8 protein-coding genes are annotated in these 12,453 nt (G+C 67.4%); 5 read left to right on the forward strand and 3 right to left on the reverse strand.

Annotated elements, in window-relative coordinates:
- Positions 1–276: 276 nt before the first annotated feature.
- Positions 277–3,804, reverse strand: a complete 3,528-nt coding sequence (locus ACZK0Z_RS17295; protein WP_459018357.1) for a hybrid sensor histidine kinase/response regulator — start codon at positions 3,802–3,804, stop codon at positions 277–279.
- Between the two features lie 95 nt (positions 3,805–3,899).
- On the reverse strand, positions 3,900–7,442 hold the full coding sequence (locus ACZK0Z_RS17300) for an ATP-binding protein (RefSeq protein ID WP_197633360.1): 3,543 nt from the start codon (positions 7,440–7,442) through the stop codon (positions 3,900–3,902).
- Between the two features lie 164 nt (positions 7,443–7,606).
- Here ACZK0Z_RS17300 and ACZK0Z_RS17305 point away from each other — a divergent pair, with 164 nt between their 5' ends.
- Genes ACZK0Z_RS17305 through ACZK0Z_RS17315 form a run of 3 tightly spaced genes read left to right on the forward strand, consistent with a single transcriptional unit; the run spans position 7,607 to position 9,398 of the window.
- Positions 7,607–8,239 (forward strand): YceI family protein, encoded by a 633-nt coding sequence (locus tag ACZK0Z_RS17305; protein WP_106551025.1) that lies wholly within the window; start codon positions 7,607–7,609, stop codon positions 8,237–8,239.
- 10 nt (positions 8,240–8,249) lie between these two features.
- Positions 8,250–8,822 (forward strand): cytochrome b/b6 domain-containing protein, encoded by a 573-nt coding sequence (locus ACZK0Z_RS17310; RefSeq protein ID WP_197633361.1) that lies wholly within the window; start codon positions 8,250–8,252, stop codon positions 8,820–8,822.
- A gap of 3 nt (positions 8,823–8,825) precedes the next feature.
- Positions 8,826–9,398 carry a YceI family protein gene (locus ACZK0Z_RS17315; protein ID WP_197633363.1) on the forward strand — a complete coding sequence of 191 codons (573 nt, stop codon included), beginning with the start codon at positions 8,826–8,828 and terminating at the stop codon, positions 9,396–9,398.
- 105 nt (positions 9,399–9,503) lie between these two features.
- On the opposite strand, the gene ACZK0Z_RS17320 is transcribed toward ACZK0Z_RS17315, so the two are convergent.
- Complete coding sequence (locus tag ACZK0Z_RS17320; RefSeq protein ID WP_197620555.1) at positions 9,504–9,731, reverse strand: glutaredoxin family protein; 228 nt, start codon at positions 9,729–9,731, stop codon at positions 9,504–9,506.
- Between the two features lie 100 nt (positions 9,732–9,831).
- Between ACZK0Z_RS17320 and ACZK0Z_RS17325 the strand changes: the two genes are divergently transcribed.
- Both ACZK0Z_RS17325 and ACZK0Z_RS17330 read left to right on the forward strand, forming a co-directional pair.
- Complete coding sequence (locus ACZK0Z_RS17325; protein WP_024956918.1) at positions 9,832–11,214, forward strand: L-serine ammonia-lyase; 1,383 nt, start codon at positions 9,832–9,834, stop codon at positions 11,212–11,214.
- Between the two features lie 192 nt (positions 11,215–11,406).
- Positions 11,407–12,402, forward strand: coding sequence for an alpha/beta fold hydrolase (locus tag ACZK0Z_RS17330; protein ID WP_197633365.1), 996 nt, complete (start codon positions 11,407–11,409; stop codon positions 12,400–12,402).
- The last annotated feature ends 51 nt before the right edge of the window (positions 12,403–12,453 follow it).

Raw genomic sequence — 12,453 nt, forward strand, 5'->3', positions numbered from 1 at the left:
CCGTTGCTGCGCAACGGGCTCTGACCCCAATCTGGAATTCGATATCTGACAGATGTGTCGACCAAGGTCGACACCTACCAACAGCTGTCGGAATCTGTCGGGGGTGGGGCGGCGTGGGCTTGCAGGACCGTTGGCGCCATGGATGGCGCCATTGAGCCCCCATGGACGGGTTTACGGCGTGTCCTGCAAGCCCACCCCGCCCCGCCAACCCACGGAATGCTCGCTGTTGCTGTTGCTTCGGCCTCTGCAGGTGCAGGGCCGCAGGCCCTGCCGAACCTACCTGCCCATCACCCTGGCGATCGCTTCCACCAGCAGCTCACCGGTCACCGGCTTGCGCAGGAAGCCGCCGATGCCGGCCGCCTCCACCTGCTGCTGCAGGTCCGGATCGGTGCGCGCGGTCACCGCCAGCAGCGGGAGCATGTAGCCCTGGTTGCGCAGGTGCTGGGCCAGCTCGAAGCCGCTCAGGCCCGGCAGGTCCAGATCCAGCAGACCGACATCGAAATCACCGGCACTGATCTCGCGCAGTGCCGCCAGCGCATGGCCCGCGTGCACCACTTCATGGCCGCGTGCACTCAACAGCCCGCGCACCACATCAGCCACGGTTGCATCATCCTCGACCAGCAGCACGCGCAACGGCGGCATGTTGGCCGCATCCTCGCGGTGCGCTTCGCCCTCGGCCTCTGCGCTGGCATCGACCACCAGCGGCAACGGCAGGGTCACGCCAAAACACGTGCCGCGGCCAAGCTGGCTCTCCACCTGGATACGCCCCTGCATCGCCTGCGCCAGTTCGCGGCAGATGGCCAGGCCCAGGCCACTGCCACCGTACTGCGCAGCGGTGCGGGCACCGTCGGCCTGCTCGAAACGACGGAACAGGCGCTGCTGCTGTTCCTGGCTGATGCCCGGCCCGGTGTCGCGCACTTCGAAGTGCAGCGCGCGCAGCTCGCCGTCGCTGCGCGCATGCAGGGTGATGGTTCCGCGGCTGGTGAACTTGACCGCGTTGGAGAGCAGGTTGAGCAGGATCTGCCGTACCCGCATCGCATCGCCGGTCGCCTGCAGGCCCGGCGGCAGCTGGTTGTCGAGGGTGAAGCGCAGGCCCTTTTGTGCTGCCAGCGGTCCCATCAGGGCGGCAAGATCCTGCAACAGGCAGCTCAGCGCGAACGGCTTGGACTGCAGTTCCAGCCGTCCGGACTCGATCCGTGCCAGGTCCAGGGCATCGTTGACCAGGTGAAGCAGGTGTTCGCCGGCATGCCGGATCGACTGCGTGTAGCCGCGCTGCTGCGGGTCCAGCGGTGAAGCCAGCAGCAGTTCGCTCATGCCGAGCACGCCGGTCATCGGCGTGCGGATTTCGTGGCCGAGATTGGCCAGGAAGCGGGTCTTGGCCGCCGAGGCCTGCTCGGCCAGTTCCTGTTTGTGCAGTGCCAGCTGATAGGCGTGGCGCCGCTGCAGGCGGCGGCGATACAACCAGGCAAACCAACTGGTCAGCAGAAGCGCGATCGAGGCCAGTACCAGCAGTCCGGACAGGCTGCGCCACCACGGTGGCTGCACGCGGAATTCCAGGCTCTGCACCCGCGACCAGACGTGGTCAGCCGAGCGCGCCTGTACTTCCAGACGGTAGCTGCCCGGCGGCAGGCGCGAGAACAGGCGCTCACCGGCCGGTCCCACTTCCACCCAATCGGGGTCGTAGCCGGCCAGGCGGTAGCGGTAGCTGTTGGAAGCAGAATCGGCGAACGACAACAATCGCGCGACGATGCGCAGGTCACGATCACCATCGGCAATCTGCAACGGCGTGTCGTGGGTCAGGTCGAGTACCTGCTCGTTGCGGCGGACTTCAACCCGCTCGATCACCAACGGCGCGCGCCGTACCGACGGCCGCACCTGCTCCGGGTTGAACACCACCACGCCAGCCGGTGTACCGGCCACCAGATGGCCATCGCCGGACATCGTCAACGTGTGCTCGCGGAACTCCTGGCTGGGCAGGCCGTCGTGCACGCCGTACAGGCGCACACTCTGCCCATCGGCGCCAACGCGGACCAGGCCGCGCGCGCTGGTGGCCCAGGCCACGCCCTGTGCGTCGACCACCAGCCCGGAGACGGAGATCGCCGGATAGCCCTGCTCCGCGCCGACCACGGCCTGCCGCTCCAACCGGCCCTGGCTCCAGCGGTAGCGCGACAAGCGACCATCCTCCGACAACCAGACCTGGCCATCGCGGCCCACGTGCAGCGCATGGATCGCCGTCGCCGGCGCACCCGGCACCGGCTGGAAGCGCTCGCTTTCCGGCAGCCACTGCAGCAGGCCACGGCTGCTGGCCAGCCAGATGTGGTCCTGCGGTCCGCATTCCACGTCGAGGTTGAGCTGGCCCTGCTGCAGGCCGCGCTGGCCGTTGTCCAGCTGGCGGCGCAGGCGACCGTCGAGATCGCGCTGCTGCAGGCCTGCAGGCAACATCAACCACAGACTGTCGCCGTCGCAGGTCATCATCGACTCGATGACCCCTTCCATGGTTGCGTCGGCCCCGGCATCACGGCCCCAGCGACGCAGGTCACGCCGCTTCGGGTCGTAGCGCAGCAACGCATCGGTCGAGCCGATCCAGACCTGGCCACGGCGATCCTCGCGAACCGAGGACAGCCAGTACATGCCGTTGACCCAGGTGCGGTGCTGCTCGATCTTTCCGGTCTTGGGATCGAACCGGTCCAGCGCGCCGTGGCTGCCAACCGTCCAGATGCCGCCATTGCCGGAAGGGCTGGTGCCCAGCACGAAGGCATTGCGCAGCGAACCGGCGTCATCCTCCAATCGCGACAACACCGAGAACTGCCACCAGCGCGGCAGCAGGTGCCACAGGCCGGCATTGGTACTGGCCAACCAGATGCCGCCTTCGCGGTCCTCGTAGGCGCCAGTCCAGTTCGGTCGCACCGGCCCGCGCGCAACAGCGCTGTACAGCGGAACCGTCTGGTACTGCCCATCCACGGCCCGACCCAGCCCGGTACGGGTATCCAGCCAATGCCCGCCCTGTTCATCACGCAGCATCATGCCGAGCACCTGCTCGCCCGGCGGTAGTTTCCATGGCGGCGATTCAAAACGCCCGTCGGGGCGACGCACCGTGGCGCCGGCCATCGTACTGATCCACAGGCTGCCATCGGGTTCGCTGGTCAACCCATTGATCAGCAGGCTGGGAATGACATCCGTGCCGACCCGCTCGAAGTCGGTACCGGTCCAGCGCGCCACGCCATGCTTGGTGCCGACCCACAGGCTGCCATCGGCCAGCGTCGCCAGATACGGCACCGAGGCAGCGGGCAGGCTGCGTGGATTGTTGGCCTCGGGCAGGAAACGCTGCAGGCGATCCTCGCTGTCCAACCGGTACAGCCCACCTTCGTGGGTCCCGAACCAGATCGCACCGTCGGGGGTGGTCGCCAGGCTCCAGACCGTGTTGGTCCCCATCAACGGCTGGCTGCTGCGGTCGTAGAAATGCAGCTGGCGGCGGTCGGCCGACATCCGTACCAGGCCCGCGTTCTCGGTCCCGATCCAGAGCTGGTTGCGCGCATCGACCAGCACCGTCCAGATGCGGTTGTCGCGCAGGCCATCCTCCGAGCGCCAGATCCGGTAGTTGCGCCCGTCGTAACGGGCCAGGCCGTCGTTGGTGGCGATCCACAGGTAGCCGTAGCGGTCTTCGGCCATGCGGTTGACGGTATTGGAGGGCAGGCCGTCGAACACCGTCACCTGGCGCGGGCTGGGTGGCACCGGCTGCGCGGCAGCGGGTGACAGGCCGCACAGGAGGATCAGCAGCAGCATCGCCGCCCGCAGATACACCACCGATTGCCTCCTCACGCTGCCCTGATGATTCCCGCGCCGCGGGCGTCGGCATGGTAAACCGAAAGTCGCGCCGTTCACGCGCGGCGCCGACGTTTTCAAGTTGTGGTCTGTCGTTGGGCGCGAGCCTGGATGATCGCTGCCACCAGCATGTCGCCGGTGACCGGCTTGCGCAGGAAGCCATCGAAACCGGCAGCGAGCACCTGCGATTCGGCATAGGCATCGGAGCGCGCGGTGACCGCCACCAGCGGCAGCTCGTAGCCCAGGGTGCGCAGCTGGCGGGCGATCGCAGTGCCGTCCAGCGCCGGCAGGTCGAGATCGAGCAGGCCAACATCGAAGCCGTCGGTGGCGATCTCCGACAAGGCCCCCAGGCCGTGCAGCACATGCACCACGTCATGGCCGCGGCTGCGCAGCAGGCCGGCGATGACCTCGGCCACGGTGGCATCGTCCTCGACCAGCAGGATGCGCAGTGGCGGCAGCACTGGCTGCACCGGCGTTTCGCCCGCGGCGGCGGCCTGCCGGGTCCAGGGCAGCGGCAACCGCACCCGGAAGCGCGCGCCCTTGCCTGGCTGGCTGTCCACTTCGATGCGCCCGCCCATCGCCACGGCCAGCTCCTGGCAGATCGCCAGGCCCAGCCCGCTGCCGCCATAGCGCGAGGCCGTGCGCGGGCCCTCTGCCTGTTCGAAGCGATGGAACAGGCGATCCTGCTGCTCGGCATTGATGCCCGGGCCACTGTCATGCACTTCGAAACAGAGCCCGCCGCCGTTCTCTTCCAGGTGCACGGCCAGGCCGACATGACCGCGCTCGGTGAACTTGATCGCATTACCCAGCAGGTTGAGCAGGATCTGCCGCACGCGCATCTCGTCACCACTGACGCTGATCGGGCCGGGCGGATCGTCGCCACGCTGGAAATCCAGCTTGCGTTGTTTCGCCATGGGCTGCATCAGCGCCTGCACCTGGTCGAGCAGGCCGGCCAGGTCGAACGGGCGCAGATCCAGCTCCAGCCGGCCTGCCTCGATGCGCGCGAGGTCCAACGCATCGTTGACCAACCGCAGCAGATGGCTACCGGCCTGCTGGATGGAGCCGGCATAGCTGCGCTGCACCGGGTCCAGCGGCGTGGCCAGCAGCAGCTCGCTCATGCCAAGCACGCCGGTCATCGGCGTGCGCACTTCGTGCCCCAGCGTGGCCAGGAACCGGCTCTTGGCCTGTGAGGCCTGTTCGGCCAGCTCCTGCTTGTGCACGGTCAACTGCCATTGCTGGCGACGGCGCAGGCGCGCACGGATCGACCAGACCAGGATGAGCAGCAGCAGCGAACCGATCAGGATGTAGCCGAAGATCGCCATGCCGCTGCGCCACCACGGTGGCAGCACCTTCACCTGCAGCTGCTGTGAAGGCGTCCATGCACCATTGGCGGTGGCCGCCTGCACTTCGATGACGTAGTTGCCGGTGGGCAGTCGCGATAGTGTGCGCTGGCCGTCGCCGCCCTGCTCCACCCAGTTCTGGTCATACCCGCGTACGCGGAAGCGGTAGCGGTTGCCCTGCGGGTTGGCATACGACAGCAGCCGCGCATCGATCTGCAGATCGCGATCATCCGGTCCCAGCAGCAGGGTGCCGGTGTTCGGCAGCGGCTGCCAGCCGCGTGCATCGTCGCGGCGCACGCGCACCTCGGCAATCACCAGCGAAGACCCGGGCAGCACCACGTCGTCGGCATTCACGTCGAAAGCGACCAGGCCGGTCTGGGCCACGGCCAGCACGCGGCCATCGGCATTCACCGCCGGCGGCCGGCTGGTGAATTCGGCATCGGACAGGCCATCGCGTTCATTGAACAACTGCAGGCGTCGTGCTTTCGGGTCCCAGCGTAGCAGGCCGCGCGGCGTGGTCGCCCACACCCGGCCATTGTCGGCCAATGCCAGGCCACCCATGCTGACCGGCGGCACACCGGCGCTTCCATCAATGCGCTGGATCAGGCGCAGGCTCATGCCATCCCACTGGTAGCGCTCCAGCGCGCCCTGGCGGGCCAGCCAAAGCTGCTGCGGATCTACCCACACCAGGTCGTAGATCAGCCCGCGCGAGACCCCCGGCACCGCTTCGAAGCGACCGGCCTGCTCACGCCAGATGCCCATGTCGCCCATCACCCATGCCTTGCCATGGGCATCGAAGCGGATCTGCTCGATGGGTGAATCGGCCGCCTTGCGGAAATCCTCGAGTGGATAGCTGTGCAGCACCCGGCCATCCGCGCTGCGCTGCTGCAGGCCCAGGTTCATCACCGAAAGCCAGACCGTGCCATCGGGCGCCTGCCGCATCAGGTCGATGCGCTGGCGCAGGTCGGCGCCTCCATCGATATGCCAATCGTGCAGCGCGCGGGTGGCCGGGTCATACACGCTGATGCGGCCGGCACGCCCCAGCCACAGGCGCCCGTCCGGCCGCGGTAGTACCGACCACACCGCACCGCTGCCGATCTCGCGGTCGCTGGCCAGCAGGCGCAGCGTGCCGTGCGCATCCAGCTGATACACACCGTGCGCCGAACCCACGTAGTAGTTCTGGCCGTCACTGGCCGCGCCCAGCAGGTACTGGCTGTCCAGCGGCTTGCCATCGAGCTGGTTCCAGATCGAGAAGCGGCGCCAGTCCGGCGGCAGATAGGCCAGCCCCTGGGTCAGCAACGCCACCCACAGTCCGCCCTCATGGTCCTGCAGCAGATCGAGCACACCGCTCTGTGCAGTGAGGAAACCACTGCCGCGGTCACCATCGAGCCGCCACAGCGCACTTGCGTCGCCTCGCAGCAGGCCGTCGGACGTGCCCGCCCAGTAGCCGCCCTGGCGATCGGCCAGCACCAGAGCCGAGCGCAGGCGGGCGCTGTCGCTCCAGCGCGGACGACTGACCCGGTCCTGCGCGTCGATGCGGTACAGGCCGTCGTTCTGGCTGCCGACCCAGATCGAGCCATCCGGATCGCGGCTCATCCGCAGCACGCTCAATGCGCCCAGCTCGTGCGGCGCCACAGGCTCGAAGTCATGGCCATTCCAGCGTGCGACGCCGGCCTCGGTACCGATCCACAGGCGCCCCCGCGCATCCACCAGGCTGCTGTAGATGGTGTTGCTGGGCAGGCCGTCGGCATGGGCCGGGTCGTGCTTGAAGAAACGCAGGCTGCCGTCCTCGCCGAACCGGCAGATCCCCTGGCTGCTGGTGCCGATCCACAACGCATCCCCGGCGTAGGCCAGCGTCCAGAACTGGCCCAGGCAAGGGCCATTGACCGCATCGAAGGTCCTGAAGCGCTCGCGGTCGGCATCCAGGCGGGCCACGCCCTTGCCATTGATGCCCACCCACACCCGGTCCAGCGGATCGACCAGCAGGGTCTCGATCTCGTTGCCGGGCAGCGAGCCGGGCTGTTCCGGATCGTGCTCCCAGACCCGCAGCGAGCTGCCGTCGTAGCGCACCAGCCCGCCATCGGTTGCGGCCCAGACATGGCCCTGGCGGTCTTCGGCCAGTGCCAGCACCATGCGCGACGGCATGCCTTCGGCGGCACCGAAGCGCCGCAAGCGCGGCGTTTCTGCCATGTCCAGGGCTGCAGCCGCCGTGGCAGACGCCAACAGCAGCAGCCCCATTGCCGCGATGCCCATGCACCACAGGCGCCAGCTGCTCGTCATCCTGAACCCCCTGTCCTGCCCCGATTGTCACACAGGGCCGGGGTCATGGCTGCAACAGCCTGTTGCCGGGGCAGGACCACCACGAACTGTTGCAGCCATGCACGCATCCTTGGCAGGGGCCTGTGCGTATGATCACAGCGTCCCCCTTCCGGAGCCCGCCATCGATGCGTCCCTGCCTGGCCCTGCTGCCGATGCTGCTCGCCACCGCTCCCGCCTGGGCGGATGCAGATACCTATCGCCTCGATCCGGTACATACACGTGTGCTGTTCAGCATCGACCACGCCGGCTATTCGCAGGCCATGGGTACGGTGTCTGGCAGCGAGGGCCGCCTGCAGTTCGATCCCGACAACTGGCGCGAGGCCACGCTGGACGTCGAGGTCCCCGTGTCGCGATTGGACCTTGGTGATGCCAAATGGAACCAGGCCACGCTGGCCCGCAGCCTTCTGGATGGCGAGCGTTTCCCGAAGGCACACTTCGTCTCCACCCGGGTCGAACCGATCGATGCCAAGCGCGCCCACGTGATCGGCACGCTGACCCTGCGCGGGGTCAGCCAGGAAATCACGCTGGATGTGACCCTCAACGCCATCAAACGCTACCCGCTCCCCCCGTTCCGACGCACCGCCGGCTTCTCCGCCAGCACCACCCTGAGCCGGCGTGCGTTCGGCATCACCGCCTGGCCGGGCGTCATCGGTGATGCAGTACAGCTGAGGATCGAGGCTGAAGCCACCCTCGACCGCAGCGACGCCCCGGGAACTCCCGCTCCCGTTCCGCACTCCGACCCCAAGACGGCCCCCTAGAGGACCCTTCATGACCGCCAAGAACACCCCCGCCGCCTGGGGGAGTGTCAGCCAGATCCTGCATTGGTTGATCGCACTGCTGATCCTCGCCCTCGGCGTGGTCGGCCTGACCATGGGTGAACTGCCCAAGACCCCCAAGTATTTCTGGGTCTACACCGCACACAAGTCGATCGGCATCACCGTGCTGGCGCTGGTGCTGTTCCGCCTCGGCTGGCGCATGTACGCCGGCGCGCCCAAGCCGGTGCCGGGCATGCCCAGCTGGCAGGAACGCATTGCCAGCGCCACCCACGTGCTGCTGTATGTGCTGATGTTCGCCATCCCGCTGTCGGGCTGGCTGTACGACTCGGCCAGCGGCCTGCGCCCGTTCCGCTGGTTCGGCCTGGTCGACGTGCCCAAGCTGAGCGGCCCCGATCCGCAGGTGGTCGCGGTATCGCACGCCATCCACGAATACGGCTTCTGGCTGTTGATCGCGGTGGTGCTGGCCCATGCCGGCGCTGCCTTCTACCACCACCTGTTCCAGCGCGATGCGACCTTGTCCCGCATGTTGCCGCGCGGCTGGCTTGCCTCCCCTCAGAAGGACTGACCGATGAACCTGAAACTGACCACTCCGGCCGCCGTGGCCGCCGCCCTGGCCGGCATGCTGGCCACCGCCCCGGTGCTCGCCGCCGACTACGCGCAGGCCCCCGGCGCCGGCTCGATCCTGGTGTTCGCCACCAAGTACGACGGCGAAGTGTTCACCGGCAGCTTCCCGGGCTTTGCCACCAGGCTCAGCTTCGACCCGGCCAATCCGGCCGCCGGTTCGCTGGACGTGGTGATCCCGCTGGCCGGCGCCAAGAGCGGCAACAGCGACCGTGACTCGACCCTGCAGACCGCCGATTTCTTCAATGTCGGCAAGTTCGCCACCGCTCGCTACACCGCCAAGGGTTTCCGCGCGGTGGGCAATGACCAGTTCGCCGCCGATGGCACCCTGGAACTGCGCGGGGTCAGCAAGCCGGTCACCCTCACCTTCACCTGGAAGCCGGGCACCCAGCCGGTGCTGACCGGCAAGGCCACGGTCAAGCGCCTGGACTTCGGTGTCGGCGGCGGCGACTGGGCCGACACCAAGACCATTCCGGACGAAACCGCGATCAGCACGATCGTGAAGTTCGACGCGAAATGAGCAATGGGCCGGGGCATGGCCCCTGCCGCATCCTGTAGAGCCGAGCCATGCTCGGCTGCTGCGTGCGGCGCGACCGCGCCTGCCGCCGGGCCATGCCCGGCGGATTCAACCCTCGGCCAGCCAGGCCTGCACACGGGCCGCGTCGAACGGCCAGTCCAGCTCACGACCGCCAGTCTCGTCGCGCAGCACCGGCACCCGCGCGCCATAGCGCGCTTCCAGCGCCGGCTGATCGTCCAGGAACACCGATTCGAACTCCGGTGCCCGCGCCTTGGCCAGCTCGGCCAGGGCCATGTCACACAGATGGCAGTCGTCGCGCTGGAACAGGGTCAACACCGGTTTTGCTCCCTCTGCCGAAATGCTGCGCCGCAGCCATGGAAGTGCGGCATGAACCGCTAGAATAGCGGTCTCCTCCGGTACCCGCAGTACGGCAACCATGGCTGTCAGCACGTTCGACGTTTTCAAGATCGGCATTGGCCCGAGCTCCTCGCACACCGTCGGGCCGATGAAGGCCGCCGAGCGATTCATCCATCGCTGGCTGCTCGACCCGGGTCGCCTGCACGAAGTCGCGCGCATCCGCGCCGATGTCTATGGCTCGCTGGCACTGACCGGCCGCGGCCATGGCACCGACAAGGCAATCCTGCTGGGCCTGGAAGGCCAGCGGCCAAACCTGATCGACCCGGACATCATTCCAGCCACGCTGGAGCGCATCCGCAGCAGCAAGCGCATCCAGCTGATGGGCCAGCACGAAATCGCTTTCGACGAGAAACGCGACCTCGGCATGAACAAGCGCCAGAAGCTGCCGTACCACACCAACGGCATGCGCTTCACCGCGTACAACGCCGAGGACGAAGTGATCGCCACCCGCGACTATTACTCGGTCGGTGGCGGCTTCGTGGTCAACCAGGACGACGCGGCCGATGACCGCATCGTGCCCGACGAGACCCCGCTGCCCTACCCGTTCAAGAGCGGCGACGAGCTGCTGGCGCAGACCGCGCGCAGCGGCCTGAGCATCGCCCAGCTGATGTTCGAGAACGAGAAATGCTGGCGCAGCGAAGACGAGATCCGCGCCAACCTGCGCGAGATCTGGAGCGCCATGCAGTCGTGCGTGGCACGCGGCATCCGCGAGGAAGGCGTGCTGCCGGGTGGCCTGAAGGTGGGCCGTCGTGCGCCGGCGCTGTACCGCGAGCTGTCGTCGAAGCCGGAAGCCGCGATGCGCGATCCGCTGACCACGCTGGACTGGGTCAACCTCTATGCGCTGGCGGTGAACGAAGAGAACGCCGCCGGTGGCCGTGTGGTCACCGCGCCGACCAACGGCGCAGCCGGCGTGCTGCCGGCGGTGCTGCACTACTTCGATCGCTTCTGTCCGGGTGCGAACGAGCAGCGCGTATTCGACTTCCTGCTGACGTCGGCGGCGATCGGCATCCTCTACAAGGAGAACGCCTCGATCTCTGGCGCCGAAGTGGGCTGCCAAGGTGAAGTGGGCGTGGCCTGCTCGATGGCGGCCGGCGGCCTGGTCGCCGCGCTCGGCGGCAACCCCAGCCAGATCGAGAACGCCGCGGAAATCGGCATGGAGCACAACCTCGGCCTGACCTGCGACCCGATCGGAGGCCTGGTGCAGATTCCGTGCATCGAACGCAATGCGATGGGCGCGGTGAAGGCGATCAACGCCTCGCGCATGGCCATGCGTGGCGACGGCAAGCACAAGGTGTCGCTGGACAAGGTGATCAAGACCATGCGCGATACCGGGCGCGACATGCAGGACAAGTACAAGGAAACCAGCCGCGGTGGCCTGGCGGTGAACGTCATCGAGTGCTGAATTGTAGAGCCGAGCCCATGCTCGGCTGATGGGGCAGTGGGTAGAGGCGACCGTTGGTCGACTATCGCGCGCAGCGCGGGATTTTCGCGGTCGGGACGAAGAGCAGTCGACTGACAGTCGACTCTACCCAGTCGCACGACGCCATCACCGGTTTGCGGTTAGGCTCGGGGCTCCCCCGCCCAGGACCACCCCATGCGCGTGATCGCTGCCGCCCTGCTTGCCTGCCTTCCGCTGTCCGCCCTCGCCGCGCCCACCTATGGGCCACGCCTGGAGGGCTTCGACTACGGCTATCAGGTGAAGACCTTCCCATTGGAGTCGCAGCGGCAGTCGCTGGAAATGGCCTATCTGGACATCGCGCCGAAGAAGGCACCGGTCGGCGTCGTGGTGCTTCTGCATGGCAAGAATTTCTGTGCGGCCACCTGGAAGGAATCGATCAAGCCACTGATCGCCGCCGGCTACCGGGTGATCGCCCCGGACCAGGTGGGCTTCTGCAAGTCCAGCAAGCCCGAGCGCTACCAGTACTCGTTCGCGCAGCTGGCCGCCAACACCCATGCGTTGCTGCAGCAACTGCAGCTGGGGGATGTGCCGGTACACTTGGTCGGCCACTCGATGGGCGGCATGCTGGCGGTGCGCTACGCGCTGATGTACCCGCAGGACCTGCGCAGCTTGTCGCTGGTCAATCCGATCGGGCTGGAAGACTGGAAGTCACTCGGCGTGCCTTGGCGCAGCGTGGATGCGTGGTATGCCGGCGAAATGAACATCAGCTATGACAGCATCCGGCGCTACCAGCTGGAGGTGTACTACGACGGCAAATGGAAGCCGGCCTATGAAACCTGGGCGCGGATGCAGTCGGGCATGTACGAAGGCCCAGGCAAGCAGGCCGTTGCGTGGAGCCAGGCGCTGGCCTCGGACATGGTGTTCAACCAGCCGGTGGTGTACGAGCTGAAGAACGTGCGGGTACCGACCACGCTGTTCATCGGGCAGAAGGATCGCACTGCGATCGGCCGCGATCTGGCAGCGCCGGACCTGAAGGCGACGCTGGGCAACTATCCGGCACTGGGCAGGGCCGCGGCGGCGGCGATTCCCGGCGCGACGCTGGTCGAGTTCGCCGAACTGGGCCATTCGCCGCAGGTGCAGGACCCGAAGCAGTTCAATGCGGCGTTGCTGAAGGCATTGAAGGCGCATTGAACGGCAGCCCCTCTGTAGAGCCGAGCCCATGCTCGGCTCATCCGGCAGGAG

It is taken from the genome of Stenotrophomonas sp. 116085_Sma (assembly GCF_056479585.1).